Origin of the sequence: Streptomyces sparsogenes (assembly GCF_001704635.1) — a bacterium.
Taxonomy (GTDB): domain Bacteria; phylum Actinomycetota; class Actinomycetes; order Streptomycetales; family Streptomycetaceae; genus Streptomyces; species Streptomyces sparsogenes.
In genome coordinates, this window is record NZ_MAXF01000130.1 from 81,619 (window position 1) to 102,388 (window position 20,770).

Below are 20,770 nucleotides of genomic sequence, written 5' to 3' on the forward strand. Positions count from 1 at the left end.
GCGGTCGGCGGCCGGTAGGTTCGGCCGAGTCCACCACAGGACGTCCGACCGGGGAATCTCCACGCAGTCGTCGAACGCCGCTGGGCCATGGGGTGGCGTGCCGGACCGGCGCGCCGCCGCTGGGAGCCAGGTCCAGCGCACGGGGGCGAGGGAGGGATCGCCGGGTCGGCAGGTGCGACCCGGGAGGGGCCCGGACGCTCAGTAGACAACGGCTCTCGGTCGACCCGCAGCCAGCGGGTCCCAGGCCGGCCCGAAGGGCGCCGGGCCCCGATCCGCACGCACCGCCCCGCGGTGCGCGGCGGGATCGCGCCGCGCTTCCGCCGCCTTCCCGAGGCTTCCTGGCGCGTTCCCGACACCTCCCCGGCGCCCCGCGGAACCGGCCGTCTCCTCCTGGCGTTCCGCACCTCGGGACACATCGCGGAGTCCCGCGTTGTACGGTCACCTCACCACAGCACGACTTGCAGGAAGGCAGCACGTGCATCCGGGTACCGAAACCAACGCCGACGCCGGCCCGCCGGGCACGGCCGAAGACCGACCGGGGAAGCGTCCGAAGGCCGCGGCCGCGCCTCCCGCGGCCGACGCCCCGGCCGACGCCGACGCCCCGGCCGCGGCACGCCCCGAGCGCGACCGTCCCGAAGCCGGCCGCCCCGGCCGGGACCGGGCCGAGGAGCCCCGCCCCGGCCGGATGCGGCGCCTGGCCCGGCTCGCCCGCCGCGAGGCGCGCCGCAGCGCCCTCGCGGTCGTGTGCGGCCTCGCGCTCGCCCTCGCCTTCCCGCCGTACGGGGTGTGGCCGCTGTCCGTGGCCGCCGTGGCGGCCCTGAGCCTGCTCACCCACGGCCGGACGGTCCGCCAGGGCGCCTGGACGGGCTTCGCGATGGGCCTGCCGTTCTTCGTCTTCCTGCTGAAGTGGCTGCACGTCGTCGGCTGGGACGCGACGGTGGGGCTCTCCATACTCCAGGCGCTCTACTTCATCCCGCTGGGGGCGGGGCTCGTCCTGATCTCCCGGCTCCCGGTGCCCTGGCTGCGGCCGCTGTGGGCGGCCTGTCTGTGGATCGCCGAGGAGTTCGTCCGCGACCGGGTGCCGTTCGGCGGCTTCACCTGGGGGCGGCTGGCCTTCGCCAACACCGGCTCGCCCTACACGCCGCTCGCCGCGCTCGGCGGCGCCCCGCTGGTCAGCTTCGCCGTCGCCCTGACCGGCACGCTGCTGGCCGCCGCGGCCCTGGCCCTGTACGGCATGCGCGGCGGTGCCCCGCGCCCGCGCGCCGCGCTGGCGGCCGGCGGCTCGGTCGCCGTGGCCGCGGCCGTGACCGTGGCCGGGCTCGCCGTGCCGATCCCCACCGCCGCCGACGACGCCGTGGACATCGCGATCGTCCAGGGCAACGTCCAGAAGCCCGGCATGGACTTCCTGGGCCGCCCCATGAAGATCCTCAACAACCACGTCAACGCCACGATCGACCTCGCGAAGGACGTGAAGGCGGGCCGGATCAAGAAGCCCGATCTTGTGATTTGGCCGGAAAACGCCTCCGACCTCGACCCCTTCCAGTACCGGGAGGCGTACGCGCGGATCGACGAGGCCGTGAAGGCCATCAACGTGCCGGTTCTCGTGGGCGCGCTGGTCGACCACCCCACCAAGCAGGGCTATGTGCTCAACCAGGGCATCGTCTGGGACCCCAGGACGGGCCCCGGCGCCTCCTACACCAAGCAGCATCCCGTGCCCTTCGGCGAGTACGTCCCCTTCCGTGACCAGCTCAGCAAGTTCATCACCCGCCTCCAGCGGGTCCCGCGCGACTTCTACCCCGGTCACCACAGCGGTGTGCTGCGGGTCGGCCCGGCCCGGCTGGGCGATGTGATCTGCTTCGAGGTCGCGTACGACGAGATCGTCCGGGACACGGTCAACGCCGGCGCCCGCATGATCGTCGTCCAGACCAACAACGCCACGTACGGCCGGACCGGCCAGCCCGAGCAGCAGCTCGCGATGTACCGGCTGCGCGCCATCGAGCACGGCCGCGCGGTGGTCTCCGCGGCCACCAGCGGCATCAGCGCGGTCGTCGCCCCCGATGGCACGATCGAGCAGCAGACGAAAGAATTCACCCAAGATGTGCTCACCGCGCGCATCCCGCTGCGCGATGGCACGACTGTCGCCGACCGCGTCGGTGCGATCCCCGAGTGGGTGCTCGCTATGGTGGGCGTTCTCTCCTGCGCGGCCGCGCTCGTGATCGGCCGTCGGGGACGTATGGACGAGAAAGGGCAGTAAGTACCGTGAGCGACGCACGCGAGGCCGACGAGCCGCGCCACACCTCGGACGCCGCGGATTCGCCTCGCGAACAGGGCGACGCCGCGGCCGTCACCGAGCGGAACCCCGACCAGGACGGGGGGCGGCGGAAGTACGGGCCGCTGGGCACGGTGCTGGTGATCATCCCGACCTACAACGAGGCGGAGAACATCAGACCGATCGTCGAGCGGGTGCGGGAATCCGTGCCGGAGGCGCATGTGCTCGTCGCCGACGACAACAGCCCGGACGGCACCGGCAAGGTCGCGGACGAGATCGCGGTCGAGGACGACCACGTCCACGTGTTGCACCGCAAGGGCAAGGAGGGCCTGGGCGCCGCCTACCTCGCCGGGTTCCGCTGGGGCATCGAGCACGGCTACGGCGTGCTGGTCGAGATGGACGCCGACGGCTCGCACCAGCCGGAGGAGCTGCCCCGGCTGCTGACCGCGCTCAAGGGCGCCGACCTGGTGATCGGCTCCCGCTGGGTGCCCGGTGGCCGCATCGTCAACTGGCCCAAGCGGCGGGAGTACCTCTCGCGCGGTGCCAGCACGTACTCCCGGATCCTGCTGGATGTGCCGATCCGCGATGTGACGGCCGGTTTCCGCGCCTTCCGCAAGGAGACCCTGGAGGGGCTCGGCATGGACGCCGTCGCGTCCCAGGGGTACTGCTTCCAGATCGACATGGCCTGGCGGGCGGTCAAGGCGGGCTTCCACGTCATCGAGGTGCCCGTGACGTTCGTCGAGCGCGAGCGTGGCGACAGCAAGATGAGCCGCGACATCGTCACCGAGGCGTTCTGGCGGGTGGCGACCTGGGGCGTGTCGTCCCGGGCGAACAAGCTGCTGGGGCGCGACCCGTCCTAGGTCTGCCGCCAGGGTCTGCCGTCGCGGGGGGCGCCCCCCGCGCTCAGCGGAGCCCCGTGGCGGTCAGGGCGGTGAGCAGGGCCATGCCGACGACCAGCCAGGCGACGTAGTCGCCGATGTGGCCGGACTGCAGCCGCCGTACCGGGGCCGTCAGCGCGGTCGCCCCGGTGCGGGCGGGCCGCCACACCGCGAGGGCGGCGAGGGCGGCGGCGAGGGCCGTGGAGAGCAGCCCGAGCAGGATCCCGGTCGTCGGCCAGTGCTGGGCCACGGCGGCCGGGGCGGCCACCGGCCGCCCGTCGAGGACGGCGGCGCGGTAGCCCCGCGCGTCGGTGAACAGCCGCCCCGCCCGCTCGGCCGTCGCGGCCACCCCGGGCAGGACGCCGACCGACAGCGCCCCCGCCAGCAGCGCGGCGGGCACCGCGAGCATCGGCACGGGGACGCGCCGGAGCCGCCCGCCGGTCTCCGGCTCCGCCTCGCCCGTGGTCTCGGGGCCGTCCTCCGCCGCGCGCGGCGGCCGCCCGGCCCCGGCGAAGACCCGCAGCGCGACCCGGAGCACCGCGCCGCCGGTCACCGCGGAGACCAGGACGAACAGCGCGGGCAGCCAGCCGGCGGCCTGGCCGGCCGCCTCTTCCGCCAGGGCCTTGCCGAGCCCGGTGCCGAACGGCGGCAGCCCGCTGAGCGCGAGTCCGCCCACGGTGAACAGGACGCCCGTCACCGGCAACTCCCCGGCCCTGCCGTACAGCTCGTGCTCGTCGACGGAGGCGTACCGGTCGAGGAGCACGCCCACGCACCCGAACAGGGCCGCCTTCACGCCCGCGTGCCCCAGGACGTACAGCGCGGTGCCCGAGACGCCCTCCGGGGACAGCACGGCCACGCCGGTCAGGAACAGCCCGGTGTGGGCCACGGTGGAGAACGCGAGCAGCCGCTTGATGTGCCGCTGCCGCCAGCACATCAGCGCCCCCAGCAGTGCCGTGAGGGTGCCGATGACCAGCAGCGCGCGGGTGAGATCCGGATGCGGCACGCCGCCGGGGCCGGAGAAGACGGTCCAGTACACCCGCGCGACCCCGTACACCCCCAGCTCCACCATCACCCCGGACAGCAGCATGCACACGGGGGTCGGGGCGACCGCGTGGGCGTCGGGGAGCCAGAAGTGGAAGGGCACGGCGGCGGCCTTCACCAGCAGCCCCGTCGCCACCAGCACGAACGCGGCCAGGACCAGCCCGTCCGGGGCGCGCCCGTCCAGCGCGCGGCCGATCTGGGCGAGCCCCAGCTCGCCGGTGCGGGCGTACAGCAGGGTGATGCCCAGCAGCATGCAGTACCCGCCGAGGGAGTTCACGATGCCGAAGGACAGCGCGCCGTGCAGCGGCCGGGACTCCTCCACCCGGTAGCCGGTCAGCGCGTACGCCACGACCCCCATCAGCTCGAAGAAGACGAACGCGTTGAACAGGTCGCCGGTCAGCGCGAAGCCGCACATCCCGGCCTGGAAGAGCAGGATCAGCGCGGTGAAGGCGCCGCCGTGGCGGCGCGGGGGCTCCTCGAAGTAATGCCAGGAGTACGCGAGTACGGCGACGACCAGCACGGACACCAGCGCCGCGAGCCCGGCGCCCAGGGGGTCGGCGACCAGCACGATGCCCACGCCCTCCCCGCCCGCCAGGTGCCAGCCGCCCACCCACTCCACCGCGTACGGCCCGGCCCCGCCCCCGGCGACCCGGGCCAGCACCAGCAGCGCCAGCGCCGCCGGGGCGGCGGCGAAGGCACAGCCCAGGGCGTCGGTGACGATCCGGGGCAGCCGCCGCCCGCCCGCGACCAGCACCGCCGCGCCGAGCAGCGGCACGGCGATCACCAACGGCAGCAGCCCCGCGGTGTCCATCCGCCGTCACCCCTTCAGGTCCGACAGGGCGTCCGGGTCGACGGTCCCGTGGCGTTTGCGCAGCTGGACGACGAGCGCCAGCAGCAGGGCGGTCACGGTCGCCCCGACCACGATGTCGGTGAGGGCGAGGGCCTGGACGACGGGGTCGACGACGCGGCGGTCGGGCGGTACGTCGGAGAACACCGGCGCGGTGCCGCCCCGCCGGTAGCCGACGGCGAGCAGCAGCACATACGTGGAGGACTGGGCCACCGCGAGGCAGCCCACCGCGTGGATCAGATTGCGGCTGGTCACCAGCCCGTACACGCCCACCAGGAAGATCCACCCCGCGACCAGGTACGGCAGCACGGTCACGCCCGCTCCCTCCTTCCCGGGCCCCGCGGCCCGTCGTCGTCGGATCCGCCGCCGTCGGCCCCCTCGATCTGCACCGCCTGGTCCAGGAACTGGGCGAGCAGCACCACCACCCCGCAGGCGACCTCCATTCCGACGGCGGCGTTCAGCAGGGGGACGGTCCCGCCCGAGGAGAGGGTGGCGAAGGTCCCGTACGGGAGGACGTTGGCCAGGAACGCCGACCCGGCGAGCACCGCCGCGAGCCCCGTGATCACATACGCGGCCTCGCCCACGGCCTCCCCGATCTCGTACGGTCTGAGCGGTCGCACGCGCTCCAGCGCCCGGTAGTCGGCCGCGATGTACAGCAGGTGCAGCGCGGTGGCGACGACCACGCCGCCCTGGAAGCCGCCGCCGGGGCTGAGCTGCCCGTGGGCGACCACGTACAGGCCGACGGCCAGCGCGACGGGGAGCATCAGCAGGCCGAACCGGCGGATGGGCGGGCGGACGGCGGCGGGGGCGGGGGTGTGGCGGCGCTCGTCGGCGGTCTGGCGGAGCAGCACGACGGCGCCGAGCACCGCGGAGAAGAGGATGGTCTCCTCGCCGAGGGTGTCCAGGGCCCGCTGGTCGAAGTTGACCGAGGCGATGGCGTTCGAGGTGTGGTGGCGCACGGCGGCCCGTACCGCGCGGTCCCCGTAGGGGTGGTGGGCGCCGCCGAAGGGCGGCAGGCCGAGGCAGGCGACGGTGAACAGGGCCGCGACCACGGCCGCCCCGGCGAGGAAGAGCCCCAGCCTGCCGCGCGGGCTCATCGCGGCGGCCGCCCGTCCCGGCCCGCGCCCCGGCGGCCGTCCCCGGCGCCGCCCTGGGGCGGGCCGCCGTCGCCGGGGCGGCGCCGCACCTTGCGCACGGTCAGCAGGATCATCAGCGGGGTCACCGCGGAGCCGACCGCCAGCTGCGACAGCGCCACGTCCGGCGCCTGGAGGAAGGTGAACAGCAGGGCCAGCGACAGCCCGAGGAACGACAGGACCAGCGCCTGCCGCACCGGGTCCCGATTGAGTACCGCGGCCGTGGCGGCGGCGGCCACCAGCAGCAGCGCCACGGCGACCAGTACGTCGGTGAGCGTCCCCGTCATGCCCCCACGCCCTCGTCCCGGCTCCCGGCGCTGGTGACCAGGCCGCCCGCCATCAGCAGCGCCCCGATCACCAGCAGCTTCACCATCGCCCGGCCCGGCCCGGTCGCCACGCACAGCGGAATCACGGCGGCCGGCACGCCCGCCAGCGCGATCCACCGCACCAGCCGCGAACCGGGCAGCACCCCCAGGAAGCGGGCGTAGACGAGCGTCCCGGCGGGGCCGAGCACGGACAGGACGAGCGCCACGTCCACGTAGGCGGGGCGGCCGAAGCCCTGGGCGGTCAGCAGCAGGGCCAGGGCGGCCAGCAGACAGGCCAGGTTCTGGGCGATCAGCCGGTCGCCCGGCTCCCCGTACGCGATCCGCCACAGCACCGGGACCAGCCCCAGCAGCGGCACCAGACCGGCCAGCAGCCAGCCGTCCGCCGCGCTCACGGCCGGGCCGCCGCGCGCCGGGCGGCCCGCGCGGCGACGGCGGCGGCCAGCCCGACGCCCGCGCCCACGACGACCTCCAGGGGATCCACGGTGGAGATCAGCACCAGCCACAGCCCGGTCAGCCCCACCCACCAGGCGAGCACCTCAAGCACCCCGCTCACCTCCCTTTCACGGTGACCTCAGCACCTCCGGCGCGGGCGGCGCGCCCCTTCGGCTCACTCGCCGGTGGCGCGGCGGGTACCCGGATGTCCGCGGGCGATTCCGCGCGGATCTCCGGCCCCGGGGCCCGGCCATGGCGCCGGTCCGGGCACACTTGGAGCATGATGACCGGCCCGGAGCAGCAGACCAACCCGACCCGCCCGAAGCGCTCGCGCGCCCGCACCTTCGTGCCGCTGGGAATCGCGGCCTGGCTGGTGCTCGAGATCTGGCTGCTGACCGTGGTGGCGGAGGCCGCCAGCGGGTTCGCGGTCTTCCTGCTGCTGCTCGCCGGGGTGGTGGTGGGCGCGGCCGTGATCAAGCGCGCCGGCCGCCGGGCCTGGCAGAACCTCTCCCGGTCCATGCAGCCGGGCGCCGAGCCGGCGCGGGACCCGGGGGAGGGCGGGGGCAGCAGCTTCACGATGCTGGGCGGGCTGCTGCTGATGATGCCCGGCCTGATCTCGGACGTGGCCGCGCTGGTGTGTCTGTTCCCGCCCACGCGCGCGCTGCTGCGCGGCCGCGCGGAGGCGATGCTCCGGCGCCGGGTCGGGTATGTCCCGGGGCCGAGGGGCGGCGGCTTCGGTCCGGGCTTCGAGCAGGACCGGCTGCGCCATCCCGACGGCAAGGTCATCCAGGGCGAGGTCGTCCGGGACGACGAGGACCCCCGGGACCCGCGGCCGTCGCGCAGGGACTGAAACCGCGCAGGGACTGAAGCCGCGCAGGGACCGAAGGGTCGACAAGGGCCGGGGCCACTGCTCAGCAGTGGCCCCGGCCCTTGAAATGGTGTCTGTCAGTGCTGCCGCAGGATCAGGCAGACTTCCGGGTGTCGCGCGGATGCACCGCGATGTTCATCGCCCCGGAGCGCAGCACGGCCAGCCGCTCGGCCAGCACCTCCTCGAGCTCCTCGCGGGTGCGCCGCTCCATGAGCATGTCCCAGTGCGTGCGCGCGGGCTTGCCCTTCTTCTCCTCAGGACCGTCGCCGTCCACCAGGAGTGCGACGGCACCACAGGCCTTACACTCCCACTCCGGCGGGATCTCCGCCTCCACGGAGAACGGCATCTCAAATCGATGTCCGTTCTGGCATGCGTACTCCACCGCCTGGCGCGGGGCCAGATCGATGCCGCGGTCGGTCTCGTAGCTGGTCACCACGAGTCGCGTGCCGCGGAGAGCTCGCTCACTCATGAATCGTGCCTCCCGGGCTTTGTCGCCCACAGGACAGGTGTCGCTGTCGTCGTCATCCGGTCAACGTCCGGTCGGCGGTGAAGATTCCCGTACTGGGACATGCGTCGCCCGTCGTGCCGCCCCGTTGTTCTACCCACAGGCGCCCGGTTTGTCACATCTGGCAGCAGATGTCACCCAGCGTTTCTGGTACTTTAGCGCGCAGTAACGGTCCGCCTGGTAGGCCGAGGGCGTACACTACCGCTCCCCACCCACGAGGGCTAAATCCGGTCACGCATCGGTCTCCGTGTCCCGCCCCGCGCGACGACCGGAGACCGCTCATCGGCGGGCGAGGGAAGCGCGAAGAAGCGCAGGAAGTACTGCGACAGCGGGCCGATGGCCAGCGCGTACAGCACCGTGCCGACCCCCACGGACCCGCCGAGCGCGAACCCCGTCGCCAGCACGGTGACCTCGATCGCGGTCCGCACCAGCCGCACCGAGCGGCCGGTGCGCCGGTGAAGTCCGGTCATCAGGCCGTCGCGCGGGCCGGGGCCGAAGCGCGCCGAGATGTACAGGCCGGTGGCCGCGCCGTTGAGCACCACGGCGAACACCAGCAGCGGGATCCGCACGGCCAGGGAGTGCAGCTCCGGAAGAAGCCACAGTGTGGCGTCCACCACGGGGCCGATCACCAGCACATTGGACACCGTGCCGAGACCGGGGCGCTGCCGCAGCGGGATCCACAGCAGCAGCACGGCGGCGCCGACCACCACGGTCACCGTGCCGAAGGACAGCGGGACGCGCTCGGTCACGCCCTGGTGGAACACGTCCCACGGGTCGAGCCCGAGCCCGGCGCGCAGCTGGAGCGCCATGCTCACGCCGTACAGCACGAGCCCGGCGTAGAGGTGGACCAGGCGGCGGCTGAGCCGGGGGCCGGGGGAGCCGGGGGAGCCGGGGGAGCCGGGGGAGGGGGGATCGGCCGGTGACGCGGACAACGAGTGCTCCTTGAAACTGAATTGGCCTTGCTGGTGGAGGCAATGGACGGTGGCATGTCACTCTGTACCCCGAGACCAGTCCAGTTCCATGGCCAATTCCGGAAAGGTGGACCGCAGCCGATGAGTCCGTGGACATCCGCGGTGGGGGCGCCCCAGCTGGCGCGCCTGCTCGGGCCGGAGCACACCCGCGACGCCGAAGCGGCGGCGATCGTCGCGGTCACCGGCGGCCGGCGCGTGCCCGCCTACCGTTCGCTCGCCGACCGCGTACGGCTGCTCGTCCTGGAGGGCCGCGTCCCGGTCGCCGCGCGGCTGCCCGCCGAGCGCGAGCTCGCGGCGGCCCTGGGCGTCAGCCGGACCACCGTGGCCGCCGCCTACGAAGCGCTGCGCCAGGAGGGCTTCCTGGAGTCGCGCCGCGGGGCGGGCAGCTGGACCGCGATGCCCGCCGGGAGCCCCCTGCCCACCCGCGGGCTCGACCCGCTGCCGCCGGAGGTCGCCCGCTCGGTGATCGACCTGGGCTGCGCGGCCCTGCCGGCGCCCGAGCCCTGGCTGACCCGCGCCATGCGCGGCGCCCTGGAGGAGCTCCCGCCGTACGCCCACACCCACGGCGACTACCCCGCCGGGCTGCCCGCGCTGCGCCAGGCGCTCGCCGACCGCTACACCGCCCGTGGCATCCCCACCATGCCCGAGCAGATCATGGTGACCACCGGGGCCATGGGCGCCGTGGCCGCCACCTGCCGGCTGTTCGTCCGCCACGGCGAGCGGGTCGCCGTCGAGTCGCCCAGTTACGCGAACATCCTCCAGCTGCTGCGGGAGGCCGGCACCCGGCTGGTCCCCGTGGCCATGGCCCCCGGGCTCGCCGGCTGGGACATCGCGGCCTGGCGGCAGACGCTGCGCGACGCCGCGCCGCGCATGGCCTATGTCGTCGCCGACTTCCACAACCCCACCGGCTCGCTCGCCACCGGCGAGCAGCGCCGGCAGCTCGTCGACGCGGCGCGCGCGAACGGGACCCTGCTCGTCGTCGACGAGACCATGGCCGAACTGCGCCTGGACGAGGAGGTGGAGCCGCCCCCGCCGGTGTCCGCGTTCGACCCCGGCGGCAGCACGGTCGTCACCGTCGGCTCGGCGAGCAAGTCCTTCTGGGCCGGGCTGCGCATCGGCTGGGTGCGCGCCGCGCCCGACGTGATCCGCAGTCTGGTCGCCGCCCGCGCGTACGCCGACATGGGCACCCCGGTCGTCGAGCAGCTCGCGGTCGGCTGGCTGCTGGCCACCGGCGGCTGGGACGAGGCGGTCGAGCTGCGCCGCGCGCAGGCGCGGGAGAACCGCGACGCGCTCGTCGCCGCCGTCCGGCGCCACCTCCCCGACTGGGAGTTCGCCGTGCCGCACGGCGGGCTCACCCTGTGGGCCCGCACCGGCGGCCTGTCCGGCTCGCGTATCGCGGAGGCGGGCGAGCGGCTCGGCGTGCGGGTCCCCTCCGGCCCCCGCTTCGGGGTCGACGGCGCCTTCGAGGGGTACGTACGCCTGCCCTTCACGGTCGGCGGCGCGGTCGCCGAGAAGGCCGCCACCCGCCTGGCCGCCGCGGTGGACCTGGTCGCCACCGGAGCCGCCGTCGAACCCCAGGTCCCGCGCAGCTACGTGGCCTGAGCCCCGTCACGTCGGTCCAGGGCCTCTCGTTTGGATCATGCCGGGCTCGCGGGGTCCGGCACCGCGCCTCGCGGCGTTGTCGTCGGTTGCCATGGCTCTGCCATGGCGCCCTCCTCCGCCTTGCGATGCTCCCCCAGCTACCGCTGGGAGGTGCCCCCTGCACCGGACCCCGCTCCCTGATCCGGCCTGACCCAAACGAAAGACCCTAACCCTCCGCGGGGCCGGCCTTCACGACGTCCACGCGCCCCGGGGCCTCCGGCGCCGGGGCCGGGGCCGGCCCGCGGGGCGCCTCCGGCTCCGGCAGCAGCGCGAGCACGGCCCGCCGCTGCGCCTCGCCGGTCGCCTCGTCGTACGGATCGGGCGTGGCCGGCACCTGGAGCCGGTGCACCGGGCCCGCGCCCAGCCGTGCGTAGCCGCGGCCCGGGGGCACCTCGGGGGGCGGCGTGGTGTGCGGGGGCGCGCCGAGCACGGCCCGGATCTGCTCGGCGGAGGCGGGCCCCAGCACCACACGGGCGGGGGTGTGGGTCCGTACGGTCTCGCCGAGCGCGTCCGCGGCGTCGAGCTGGTCGGCCACCACCACCCGCACCTGGGCCGCCCGCCCGTGCCGCAGCGGCACCCGCAGCAGCTCCTGCGGGTCGTGGCGGCCCTCGGCGGCGGCGAGCTGGCTGAGCACGGTCGGCCGGTCGAGGATCAGCCACAGCGGGCGGAGGGTGTCCCGCGGCGGCGGGTGGCCCGTCTGGCGGGCCCGGTTCGCCGCGATCAGCCTCCGCTCGGTCTCGTGCGCCGCCCACTCCAGCGTCGCCAGCGTCCCGGCCAGCCCGCACTCGACGCCCAGCACCCCGGACCGGCCGCCCAGGAACGCGTACTCGCCGGTGCCGCTGCCGTCCACCACCAGCACCTGACCGTGGCACAGAGCCTGCAGCGCGATGGACCGCAGCAGGGTCGTGGTGCCGCTGCCGGGCGGGCCGAGCGCCAGCAGGTGCGGCTCGGTGGACCGCGGCCCGGTGCGCCAGACCACCGGCGGGGCGTCCCGTCGCACCTCGCCCGCCGGGTCCCCGGCCGCCACGTCGTCGTCGCCCGGGTCCTCGGCGGTCTCCACCACCGGCAGGGTGCGCTGGACGGAGGAGGGGTCGGTGAAGCCGAGGACGGTCTCGCCCGGCGTGGTCACGAAGCGCTGCGCGCCGATCGCGGTGGAGAGGGCGGGCAGCACGGTCAGCGTCAGCTGGTTGGCCTCCTCGTCCCACTCGAAGAAGTACTCGCGGCCGCGCCCCGACTTCGCGTACAGCAGCCGCTCGACGCGGGCCCGGGCCTCCGGGTCGCCGTCGGCGAAGTACGCGGGGTAGCGCAGCCTCAGCCGGGTCGGCCGGCCGCTCTCGTCGAACTCGAAGGACTCGAAGGCGCGCGCCCACTCCCCGCCGTGGGCGTACAGCGGGCTGGGGTCCTCCGGGGCGGAGAAGTGCGGCACCAGGGCCTCGTAGAGGATCCGCAGCCGCTCCTGGCCGGCCGTGCCGGGCCCGGGGTCCTTCGCGGGGCCCTTCCGCCCCGCCCAGAACGCCGCTCCCATCAGGCCGACGGCCGACAGCGTCGGGCCGTACGGCAGCAGCGCGACGCCCACCACGCAGGTGGCCAGCAGGAAGAGCGCCGGGCCGCGCCGGTCCTTGGGGGTCTGCGCCCATCTGCGCCGCCCGGCGGCGGACAGGGCGCGCAGCCCCCGGCAGAGCGGGAGCAGCGGATGCAGCACATCGGCGGCGCCGTCGCCGACGGCGCGCGCCAGGCCGCGGACCCGGCCGAAGCCGCGCGGCCGGGAGAAGCCGCGGACCCGGCCGAACCCGCGGGCGCGGGCGAGCGGGCCGCCGCCGCGAAGGGCACGGGGGAGCGGTGGGCGGCGCACGTCAGATCTTGATCCCGCCCAGCAGATTGGCCAGGCTGGCGCCGCCGGCCTTGATGCTCGGAGCGATCGCGGTGCTCGCGAGGTAGAAGCCGAACAGGGCGCAGACGACGGCGTGCGACGCCTTGAGGCCGTCCTTGCGGAAGAACACGAAGACGACGACACCGAGCAGTACGACGCCGGAAATGGACAGGATCATCACGGTCTCCTGGCTGGTGGGGGACGGTCACCATGAGTCCTTCCAGGGTCACGTCAGGTGCTCACTCGGCAAAAGGTGCAAATGGGTGGATTATCGGTATATTCACCGCTTTGGATCGTTCCGTAGGGTGGGCGGCAGTGGTGCCCCCAGGAGCGAAGCCGGAGGCGAGGCGTCATGACCGATGACCGGAACCGTGAGCCCGGGCCGGCCCACGACCCGGAGGTGCTGCAGCTCGCCGCCAAGGTCTTCGATCTGGCCCGGCACGGGGACACCGACACGCTCGCCGCCTATGTCGACGCCGGTGTCCCGGCCAACCTCACCGACGACCGGGGGGACTCGCTCCTCATGCTCGCGGCGTACCACGGGCACGCCGCGGCCGTATCCGCCCTGCTGCGCCGCGGGGCCGACCCCAACCGCGGCGACGAGAGCGGCCGGACGCCCATCGCGGGCGCCACCTTCAGGGGTGAGGAGGAGGTGCTCCGGGTGCTGCTGGCCGGTGGTGCCGATCCGCGGGCGGGCTCGCCCTCGGCGGTGGAGACGGCACGCATGTTCGGGCGGCGTGACCTGCTCGCGCTGTTCGGCGCGGCGGAGTGAGTCCGTAGGGGCCTCGCGCTCCCCCGCGGTGCGCCCCGTTCGACTTCTGTTGACCGATGGTCCCGGGGGCGATCTCCTGTCTCAACTTCTTTGACGTGCTTGGTCCAGACTATTGACATGCCCTTAACAAGGCTCGGCATGATGTCCCCACCGCGCACCCTTCCCCGCGGGCCGCCGCGCGCGGCCGCCCCCCCACACCAGGAAGGCCATCGCTTCATGAGGAAAACCCTGCGCACCGCCCTGACCGGACTGCTCGCGGCCGCCGCCCTGGCCGCCGCCCCCTGGCCGGCCCCCGCCGCCGAGGCCGGCCCCCGGGCCCCGGCCGCCACCTTCACCGACACCTTCGACGGCCCGGCCGGCAGCGCCGTCGACGGCTCCAAATGGGGCTACGAGACCGGCGACAACGTCAACAACCACGAGCGCCAGTACTACACGGACGGCACCAAGAACGCCGCGCTCGACGGCCAGGGCAACCTGGTCATCACCGCCCGCAAGGAGAACCCGGCCAACTACAACTGCTGGTACGGCCGGTGCCAGTACACCTCCGCCCGGCTCTCCACCGCCCGCACCTTCACCACCGCCTACGGACGCGTGGAGGCCCGGCTCAAGGTGCCCCGGGGCCAGGGCATGTGGCCGGCCTTCTGGATGCTCGGCACCGACATCGGCAGCGCCGGCTGGCCCAACTGCGGCGAGATCGACGTCATGGAGAACGTCGGCTACGAGCCCGGCACCGTGCACGGCACCATCCACGGCCCCGGCTACTCCGGCTCGGGCGGCATAGGCGCCGGCTACACCCTGCCCAACGGGCAGAAGTTCGCCGACGGCTTCCACACCTTCGCGGTCGACTGGTCACCCAACAAGATCACCTGGTCCGTGGACGGCAACGTCTACCAGACCCGCACCCCCGCCGATCTGGGCGGCAACCGCTGGGTGTTCGACCACCGCTTCTACCTCATCCTCAATCTCGCGGTCGGCGGCTACTGGCCCGGCGACCCGGACGGCTCGACCACCTTTCCGCAGCGGCTGGTGGTCGACTACGTCAAGGTCAGCGGCGGCAGCTGACCACAGGACCGAACATCCGTCTCCGTACGCTTGACCCTCTCACTGTGTGAGGGCCTGCACTGGAAGGCGTCATGTTCACCATCGGAGAGTTCGCCAAACACGGGCGGGTGTCGGTCCGCATGCTGCGCCACTACGACGCCATCGGGCTGCTGCACCCCGTCCGCACCGACCCGGCCAGCGGCTACCGCTACTACGAAGCCGGCCAGCTCGCACGGCTCAACCGCGTCATCGCGCTCAAGGACCTGGGCTTCAGCCTGCACCAGGTCAAGGTGCTCCTCGACGAGGACATCGGCACCGAGGAGCTGCGCGGGATGCTGCGGCTGCGCCGGGCGGAGCTGGAGTCGGCCGTCGCGGAGGCGATGGCCCGGCTGGGCCAGGTCGAGGCGAGGCTCCGCACCATCGAGAACGAGGGACGCATGCCCACCGAGGACATTGTGATCAAGAGCCTGCCGCCGCTCCGCCTGGCGGAGCTGACCGCCACCGCGGCCAGCTTCCAGCCGCAGGACATCGGGCCCGTCATCGGCCCGCTGTTCGACCGGCTGTGCGGCCTGCTGGAGGCCGCGGGGGCGGCCCCCACCGGCCCCGGGCTCGCCTACTACGAGGACGCCCCCGGGGGCGGCGGGGCCATCACCGTGCACGCCGGGCTGCCGGTCGCCGCGCACGTCGGCACCGACCACGGCTTCCGGATCGTCCACCTGCCCGGCGTCGAACGCGCCGCCACCGTCGTGCACCGCGGCCCGATGGACGACGTGCTGCCCACCTCCCAGGCCCTGGCCCGGTGGATCGACGCCCACGGCTACCGCTCGACGGGGCTGCCCCGCGAGCTCTCCCTCGCCTGCCCCGAGGACCGCACCCAGTGGGTGACCGAGCTCCAGGAGCCCATCGTCCACGCCGGCTGAGACCCGCGCCGGCTGAGACCCGCGTCCGGCGGCCCGGCCCGCCCTGCCTGGCCGCCGGACGTGATCGCCGCCATGACAGGATCGCCCGCATGACGGCTCGGTACGACCCGGAAACGATCCTCGCCGGCCTGGACGAGGAGACCTGGCCCACTATCGGCTTCTCCCGCGGCACCGCCGCCGACCCGGCCGGCACGCTGCGCGCGCGGCGACCCCGGGCGAGTGAGCCGGGGCCGCCGAGTAGCCTCGCTCCATGGATATCGGTGATGTCGTCGAGGACTTCGAACTGCCGGACGAGAACGGCGCCGCCCGCACGCTGAGCGGGCTGCTCGAGAACGGCCCGGTGGTGCTGTTCTTCTATCCCGCGGCCTTCACACCCGGCTGCACGAAGGAGGCCTGCCACTTCCGGGACATCGCGGGGGAGTTCACGGCGCTGGGGGCCCAGCCGGTCGGCGTCAGCGCCGACTCGGTCGACAAGCAGGCGGAGTTCGCCCGTACCCACTCCTTCGGCTATCCGCTGCTGTCCGACCCGGAGGGGACCGTACGGGAGCGGTTCGGCGTCAAGCGCGGCATCGCGGCCGTCCCCACCAAGCGGGTCACCTTCGTGATCGACACCGACCGCCGGGTGCTGGAGGTCGTCAAGAGTGAGTTCCGGATGAGCGTGCACGCCGACAAGGCGCTCGAGGCGCTGCGGCGCAGGGCGGCGTAAGCGGGACGACAGCACGGAGGGCGCGCGGGCCATGACCCGCGCGCCCTCCGCCACTCAGATCCGCGAGAACGTGAACGAGAACTCGGCGGGCGCCGCGTCCAGGCGGTACGACGGCAGCACCCCGGGGCCGCACGACTGGCTGCCGATGCCCTGCTGCCCGTGGTCGAGGTTCACCCACACCGTGTCCGCCGAGGCGGACAGGTCCGGGGTGTGCTCGGCCGCGTCCAGCTGCTCCGTGGTCCACCGGCGCGCCGTGAACCAGAACGGCGGCGCCCCCTCCACCGCGATCCCGGTCCCGTCCTCACCGGTCAGCCGCGCCCACCGGACGTCCGCCCGGGCCCCGTTCTCCTGCGGCCGGACGTACGGCGTCTGCAGGGCGTCGACCGTCAGCGCCCACCGGCCGATCCGGGAGGCGGCCCGGGTGTCGGGGTACGCCTCGCCGGGGCCGCCGCCGAACCACTCGGCCCGGCCCAGCGCCGCGGGGACCCCGAGCCGCACGCCCAGGCGCGGCAGCGGGCAGGGCCACTCGCCGTGGGGGGTGACGGAGACGGCCAGCCGCAGCCGGTCCTCGTCGGCGGCGTCGGCGATCCAGCGGTAGACGGCCACCAGGCCGACATCGGTGGCCGCCGGGGCGACCCGGGTGCGGACGGTCAGGGCGTCGTCCGCCATCTCCACCGCGTCGACGCGGTGCCGCAGGCGGTGCAGGCCGAGCGCGCGCCAGATCAGGCCGTAGCGCTCGTCGGGCTGCCAGGACGCGCCGTTGTCGTTGTCGGTGGGCGCGCGCCAGACGTCGAGCCGGGGGCCGGTGACCTCGAGCCCCCCGAGGGAGACCAGCGCGCCGCTCGCCGGGTCGAAGACCCCCGGGCCCAGCACGATCGTGTCGCCCTCGCGGCGCGGCGCGACGGCGGCGGCTCCCGTGGCGGCGGGGGCCTGCGCTGCGGCCGGGGCCTGCGTGGCGGCGGGGGCCTGCGTGGCGGGCGCGGCCGGGAACTGACCCCACGCCACCTCGTGCCCCGCCGGGGCCCACGCGGTGTCGGCCGCGAGCCGCGCCCGTACGGTCCACAGCGCCTCGCCGGTGGCGTCCGTCGCGGGCCGGCCGGCCAGCTTGACCTCGGCGGACTCGCCCGGGCCCAGCGGCGGGACCGCCAGCTCTCCCCCGTCCACCTCCACGCCCTCGGCCTCGTACACCCAGGAGAAGGCGAGATGGGACAGGTCGGCGAAGTCGTGGGTGTTGGTGACGCGGACCGTGCCCGCCGCGCCGTCGCCCTCGATCCGGACCGGCTCGATGACCTTCTTGTACTCGACCAGCCCCGGGGACGGGGTGCGGTCGGGGAAGAGCAGCCCGTCGCAGACGAAGTTGCCGTCGTGCAGCTCCTCGCCGAAGTCCCCGCCGTAGCCGTAGAACAGCTCGCCCTCGGGGGTGCGCTTCGCGATGCCGTGGTCGATCCACTCCCACACGAAGCCGCCCTGGCAGCGCTCGTGCGCCTCGAACAGCCGCTGGTACTCGCTCAGTCCGCCCGGCCCGTTGCCCATGGCGTGCGCGTACTCGCACAGGATGAAGGGGAGCGCGCGGCGCTTGGCGTCCAGTCCGGCGTCCGCCCAGGGGGCCTCGGCGCGCCGGCCGATCTGCTCGACCTCCTCGTGCGGGGCGTACATCCGCGAGTAGACGTCCGTGTCGGCGCAGGACAGGTCGCCCTCGTAGTGGATCACGCGGGAGGGGTCGCGGTCGCGGATCCACTCCGCCATGGCGGTCAGCCCCCGGCCGGTGCCGCACTCGTTGCCCAGCGACCACATCACCACCGAGGCGTGGTTCTTGTCGCGCTCGACCATCCGGCGGGCCCGGTCCACCAGCGCCGGAGTCCAGCGGTCGTCGTCGACCGGGTTGCCGCGCCAGCCGAGGTCCACGAAGCCGTGGGTCTCCAGGTCGCACTCGTCGATCACCCACAGGCCCAGCTCGTCGCACAGGTCGAGGAAGGCGGGGTGCGGCGGGTAGTGGCTGGTGCGTACGGCGTTGATGTTGTGGCGCTTCATCAGGACCAGGTCCTCGCGCATGGTCTCCAGGTCGAGCGCGCGCCCGGCCTCGGGGTGGAACTCGTGCCGGTTGACCCCCCGGAACAGCACCCGCTTCCCGTTGACCTTGATCACGCCGTCCTCGACGACGACCGTACGGAAGCCCACCCGCAGCGACACCCGTTCGCCGCCGGTGGCGAGCGTGGCCTCGTACAGGCGCGGGGTCTCGGCCGTCCACGGCTCGACGGCCACGGTGGCGCTCTCCCCGGTGGCCAGGTCCAGGCCCAGCTCGGGCACGGTGACCCGGCCGCCCGGCTCGGCGTCGACCCGCAGGGTGCCCTCGCCCGAGGCGTGGTCGTACGAGGCGTGCACGAAGAAGTCGCCGACCGCGTCCGCGGGCCGGTGCAACAGGGTCACCTCGCGGAAGATCCCCGGCAGCCACCACTGGTCCTGGTCCTCCAGGTAGCTGCCGGAGGACCACTGGTGCACGCGTACGGCCAGCACATTGCCGCGCGGCCGCAGCAGCTCGCCCACCGCGAACTCGTGCGGCAGCCGGCTGCCCCTGAAGACGCCCAGCTCCTGCCCGTTGAGCCAGACCCGGGCGCAGGACTCCACGCCCTCGAAGCGCAGCACGGCGTCCCCGTCGGCGGGCCAGTCCTCGGGCAGGTCGAAGACGCGGCGGTGGTCGCCGGTCGGGTTCTCGGTGGGCACCCGAGGCGGGTCCACCGGGAACGGGTACAGCACATTGGTGTAGATGGGGGCGCCGTGGCCCTGGAGCACCCAGTGGCCCGGCACGGCGACCGTGTCCCAGCCGGTGGTGTCGTAGTCGGGGCGGGCGAACGACTCGTCCTCGGCGGTGGCGGTCGGCGACAGCCGGAAGGCCCAGTCGCCGCCCAGGCTCAGCCGCGCGGCGTCGGACCCGGCGGTCCAGGCGCGGGGCGGCAGCCCACCGCTTCCCGGGGACACGTCCTCGTAGTAGGGGAGTGGGGTGTCGGGGGTGGTGGTGCTCATCGGTCTCCTCGGTCGGCGATGGAGGGGGACGACGATCGGGCCGGCCCGGGCCGGAGCGGCCCGGGCGCGCGTCGGCCCGGGCGCTTGGGCCCGGGCCGCCAGCACGGGACGTTAACGAGCGGCGAGAGACTTTTTCAAGGGGTTGGACGAAGTCGGCGTGAAGTCTGTGGCAAGCGCTTGCCGGGGCGGCTTGCCGGGACGCCCTCGACAGGCCCGCTCGCCGGCGCCGCTCGCCGGGCTCCCCGCCGGGCTCCTGGCAGGTCCGCTCGCGGGGCCGCTCGCTAGCCCCGGTGCGGCTTCGCTCTCATGGCCGCCAGCGAGCCCTCCAGGGCGAAGGTCGCGGCCCCCAGGCTCACCGGGTTGGACGGGATCGGGCACAGCACGATCTCGACGCTCCCGAAGGGGCGGCGCAGCGCGCGCCGCGCCACCGCCTCCCGTACCTCCGCCACCAGCGGCTCGCCCAGCGCGGCCGCCACCCAGCTGCTGACCACGATCACCTCGGGGTTGAGCAGATTGACCAGGTCGGCCAGGGCCGCGCCGAGATAGCGGGCGGTCTCGCGGACCACCCGCACGGCCACCGGATCGCCGTCGGCCAGCGCCCGGCCGAGCGCCTCGATGGTGGCGGTCTGGTCGTCCGGGTGCAGCAGGGGGCTGTCGGGGCTCAGCTCCCGGAGGTTCCGCATGATGCCCGGGGCGCCGACATACGTCTCCACACAGCCCTGGTTGCCGCAGTGGCACGGCCGCCCGTCCAGCACGAGGGTGGTGTGCCCCCACTCGCCTGCGCTGTTGGTCGCCCCCCGGTGCAGCGTGCCGCCCAGTGCGAGCCCCGCCCCCACCCCCGTCCCCAGGTTGACCACGATCGCGTCATCGCGCCCGCGCGCCGCGCCGAACCACTGCTCGGCGACGGTGGTGGCGCGCAGCGGGTTGTCGAGGTGGAGCGGGTAGGGGAGGTGTTCGGCCAGCAGGCCCAGCAGCGGGACGTCGTGCCAGTTCCAGTTGGCGGCGTAGACGGACACCCCGCCCTCCCGGTCCACCTGCCCGGGCATGCTGACCCCGACGCCCAGCACCCGCTCCGGCGCCACGGCCGACCGCGCCACCACCTCGGCCACGGCGCCGGCGATGCGCGCCACCACCCGCGCCGCGTCCCGCTCGCCGGGGCGCAGCTCCTCGTCGGCGCGGGCCAGCACGGTCAGCGCCAGGTCGAACAGCTCGACGTGGATGTACGTCTCGGCCACGTCCACGCCGATCAGCGCGCCGCCGGTGGGGTTGACGGCGACCAGCCCGCGCGGCCGGCCGCCGTCGGAGTCCTCGTACCCGCCCTCCACCAGCATGCCGAAGTCCAGCAGCTCGCCCACCAGGGTGGCGACCGTGGCCAGGCTCAGCCCGGTCGCGGCGGCCAGCTGCTGCCGGGAGACGGGGGATTCGGCGATGATGTGGCGCAACACGTCGTAGCGGTTCGCGGTGCGGATGTCGCGGGACGTGCGCTTCACGCCGGGTCCTCCGTGCTCGGTGGTGCGGCCCGTATGACG

At 74.4% G+C, this 20,770-nt stretch carries 20 protein-coding genes; 8 read left to right on the plus strand and 12 right to left on the minus strand.

From position 1 onward, the window contains the following. Positions 1-685 precede the first annotated feature (685 nt). Both lnt and BBH68_RS27215 read left to right on the plus strand, forming a co-directional pair. Positions 686-2,254, plus strand: a complete 1,569-nt coding sequence (gene lnt, locus BBH68_RS27210) for an apolipoprotein N-acyltransferase (RefSeq protein WP_079151227.1) — start codon at positions 686-688, stop codon at positions 2,252-2,254. 140 nt (positions 2,255-2,394) lie between these two features. Then, entirely contained in the window at positions 2,395-3,129 is a 735-nt protein-coding gene (locus tag BBH68_RS27215) for a polyprenol monophosphomannose synthase (protein WP_065966392.1), read from the plus strand. Positions 3,130-3,172: 43 nt separating this feature from the next. Here the strand turns inward: BBH68_RS27215 and BBH68_RS27220 are convergent, their stop codons facing one another. From BBH68_RS27220 to BBH68_RS42135, 6 genes are read right to left on the minus strand one after another with little or no spacing between them, the layout of a single operon-like run. Continuing rightward, positions 3,173-4,999 (minus strand): complex I subunit 5 family protein, encoded by a 1,827-nt coding sequence (locus BBH68_RS27220; RefSeq protein ID WP_065966316.1) that lies wholly within the window; start codon positions 4,997-4,999, stop codon positions 3,173-3,175. Between the two features lie 6 nt (positions 5,000-5,005). Next, positions 5,006-5,350: a sodium:proton antiporter gene (locus BBH68_RS27225; protein WP_065966318.1), complete on the minus strand. Its 345-nt coding sequence runs from the start codon at positions 5,348-5,350 to the stop codon at positions 5,006-5,008. Beyond that, on the minus strand, positions 5,347-6,132 hold the full coding sequence (locus tag BBH68_RS27230; protein ID WP_065966319.1) for an MnhB domain-containing protein: 786 nt from the start codon (positions 6,130-6,132) through the stop codon (positions 5,347-5,349). The genes BBH68_RS27225 and BBH68_RS27230 overlap by 4 nt, the downstream gene beginning before the upstream one ends. Further along, positions 6,129-6,455, minus strand: a complete 327-nt coding sequence (locus BBH68_RS27235; protein ID WP_245738332.1) for a Na(+)/H(+) antiporter subunit B — start codon at positions 6,453-6,455, stop codon at positions 6,129-6,131. The genes BBH68_RS27230 and BBH68_RS27235 overlap by 4 nt, the downstream gene beginning before the upstream one ends. Further along, positions 6,452-6,886 carry an MrpF/PhaF family protein gene (locus BBH68_RS27240; protein ID WP_065966320.1) on the minus strand — a complete coding sequence of 145 codons (435 nt, stop codon included), beginning with the start codon at positions 6,884-6,886 and terminating at the stop codon, positions 6,452-6,454. The genes BBH68_RS27235 and BBH68_RS27240 overlap by 4 nt, the downstream gene beginning before the upstream one ends. Next, positions 6,883-7,047 carry a hypothetical protein gene (locus BBH68_RS42135; protein ID WP_170066602.1) on the minus strand — a complete coding sequence of 55 codons (165 nt, stop codon included), beginning with the start codon at positions 7,045-7,047 and terminating at the stop codon, positions 6,883-6,885. The genes BBH68_RS27240 and BBH68_RS42135 overlap by 4 nt, the downstream gene beginning before the upstream one ends. Before the next feature lie 162 nt (positions 7,048-7,209). On the opposite strand from BBH68_RS42135, the gene fxsA reads away from it, so the two are divergent. Beyond that, on the plus strand, positions 7,210-7,776 hold the full coding sequence (gene fxsA / locus BBH68_RS27245; RefSeq protein WP_104531417.1) for an FxsA family membrane protein: 567 nt from the start codon (positions 7,210-7,212) through the stop codon (positions 7,774-7,776). 112 nt (positions 7,777-7,888) lie between these two features. Here fxsA and BBH68_RS27250 read toward each other — a convergent pair whose 3' ends face one another. After that, positions 7,889-8,263 (minus strand): RNA polymerase-binding protein RbpA, encoded by a 375-nt coding sequence (locus tag BBH68_RS27250; protein WP_065966324.1) that lies wholly within the window; start codon positions 8,261-8,263, stop codon positions 7,889-7,891. Positions 8,264-8,520: 257 nt separating this feature from the next. Next, positions 8,521-9,231 (minus strand): membrane protein YczE, encoded by a 711-nt coding sequence (yczE, locus tag BBH68_RS27255; protein ID WP_065966326.1) that lies wholly within the window; start codon positions 9,229-9,231, stop codon positions 8,521-8,523. 120 nt (positions 9,232-9,351) lie between these two features. Between yczE and BBH68_RS27260 the strand changes: the two genes are divergently transcribed. Continuing rightward, complete coding sequence (locus BBH68_RS27260; RefSeq protein WP_065966328.1) at positions 9,352-10,872, plus strand: SCO1417 family PLP biosynthesis transcription factor; 1,521 nt, start codon at positions 9,352-9,354, stop codon at positions 10,870-10,872. A 205-nt stretch (positions 10,873-11,077) separates the two neighbouring features. Here BBH68_RS27260 and BBH68_RS27265 read toward each other — a convergent pair whose 3' ends face one another. Continuing rightward, on the minus strand, positions 11,078-12,763 hold the full coding sequence (locus BBH68_RS27265) for an ATP-binding protein (protein WP_065966330.1): 1,686 nt from the start codon (positions 12,761-12,763) through the stop codon (positions 11,078-11,080). Position 12,764: 1 nt separating this feature from the next. After that, positions 12,765-12,959 (minus strand): hypothetical protein, encoded by a 195-nt coding sequence (locus BBH68_RS27270; protein WP_065966334.1) that lies wholly within the window; start codon positions 12,957-12,959, stop codon positions 12,765-12,767. Between the two features lie 174 nt (positions 12,960-13,133). Between BBH68_RS27270 and BBH68_RS27275 the strand changes: the two genes are divergently transcribed. The 4 genes from BBH68_RS27275 to BBH68_RS27290 all read left to right on the plus strand — a co-directional run bounded on the left by BBH68_RS27275 (position 13,134) and on the right by BBH68_RS27290 (position 16,220). Further along, on the plus strand, positions 13,134-13,553 hold the full coding sequence (locus tag BBH68_RS27275) for an ankyrin repeat domain-containing protein (protein WP_065966335.1): 420 nt from the start codon (positions 13,134-13,136) through the stop codon (positions 13,551-13,553). Positions 13,554-13,769: 216 nt separating this feature from the next. Next, complete coding sequence (locus BBH68_RS27280; protein WP_065966337.1) at positions 13,770-14,615, plus strand: glycoside hydrolase family 16 protein; 846 nt, start codon at positions 13,770-13,772, stop codon at positions 14,613-14,615. A gap of 71 nt (positions 14,616-14,686) precedes the next feature. Further along, positions 14,687-15,514 carry a MerR family transcriptional regulator gene (locus BBH68_RS27285; RefSeq protein WP_065966339.1) on the plus strand — a complete coding sequence of 276 codons (828 nt, stop codon included), beginning with the start codon at positions 14,687-14,689 and terminating at the stop codon, positions 15,512-15,514. 250 nt (positions 15,515-15,764) lie between these two features. Next, the gene (locus BBH68_RS27290) at positions 15,765-16,220 is read left to right on the plus strand and encodes a peroxiredoxin (RefSeq protein ID WP_065966341.1); all 456 of its coding nucleotides are present in this window, start codon (positions 15,765-15,767) and stop codon (positions 16,218-16,220) included. Between the two features lie 54 nt (positions 16,221-16,274). On the opposite strand, the gene BBH68_RS27295 is transcribed toward BBH68_RS27290, so the two are convergent. Both BBH68_RS27295 and BBH68_RS27300 read right to left on the minus strand, forming a co-directional pair. After that, positions 16,275-19,241, minus strand: a complete 2,967-nt coding sequence (locus tag BBH68_RS27295) for a glycoside hydrolase family 2 TIM barrel-domain containing protein (protein ID WP_065966344.1) — start codon at positions 19,239-19,241, stop codon at positions 16,275-16,277. Between the two features lie 281 nt (positions 19,242-19,522). Then, positions 19,523-20,731 carry an ROK family transcriptional regulator gene (locus BBH68_RS27300; protein ID WP_065966346.1) on the minus strand — a complete coding sequence of 403 codons (1,209 nt, stop codon included), beginning with the start codon at positions 20,729-20,731 and terminating at the stop codon, positions 19,523-19,525. Between the last annotated feature and the right edge of the window lie 39 nt (positions 20,732-20,770).

Bases quoted from the DNA above. Each gene is read 5' to 3' on its own strand.
- lnt (WP_079151227.1), top strand. From the start codon at position 686: ATGCGGCGCCTGGCCCGGCTCGCCCGCCGCGAGGCGCGCCGCAGCGCC.
- BBH68_RS27220 (WP_065966316.1), bottom strand. From the start codon at position 4,999: ATGGACACCGCGGGGCTGCTGCCGTTGGTGATCGCCGTGCCGCTGCTC.
- BBH68_RS27230 (WP_065966319.1), bottom strand. From the start codon at position 6,132: ATGAGCCCGCGCGGCAGGCTGGGGCTCTTCCTCGCCGGGGCGGCCGTG.
- BBH68_RS27235 (WP_245738332.1), bottom strand. From the start codon at position 6,455: ATGACGGGGACGCTCACCGACGTACTGGTCGCCGTGGCGCTGCTGCTG.
- fxsA (WP_104531417.1), top strand. From the start codon at position 7,210: ATGACCGGCCCGGAGCAGCAGACCAACCCGACCCGCCCGAAGCGCTCG.
- BBH68_RS27250 (WP_065966324.1), bottom strand. From the start codon at position 8,263: ATGAGTGAGCGAGCTCTCCGCGGCACGCGACTCGTGGTGACCAGCTAC.
- BBH68_RS27260 (WP_065966328.1), top strand. From the start codon at position 9,352: ATGAGTCCGTGGACATCCGCGGTGGGGGCGCCCCAGCTGGCGCGCCTG.
- BBH68_RS27270 (WP_065966334.1), bottom strand. From the start codon at position 12,959: ATGATCCTGTCCATTTCCGGCGTCGTACTGCTCGGTGTCGTCGTCTTC.
- BBH68_RS27275 (WP_065966335.1), top strand. From the start codon at position 13,134: ATGACCGATGACCGGAACCGTGAGCCCGGGCCGGCCCACGACCCGGAG.
- BBH68_RS27280 (WP_065966337.1), top strand. From the start codon at position 13,770: ATGAGGAAAACCCTGCGCACCGCCCTGACCGGACTGCTCGCGGCCGCC.
- BBH68_RS27285 (WP_065966339.1), top strand. From the start codon at position 14,687: ATGTTCACCATCGGAGAGTTCGCCAAACACGGGCGGGTGTCGGTCCGC.
- BBH68_RS27290 (WP_065966341.1), top strand. From the start codon at position 15,765: ATGGATATCGGTGATGTCGTCGAGGACTTCGAACTGCCGGACGAGAAC.
- BBH68_RS27295 (WP_065966344.1), bottom strand. From the start codon at position 19,241: ATGAGCACCACCACCCCCGACACCCCACTCCCCTACTACGAGGACGTG.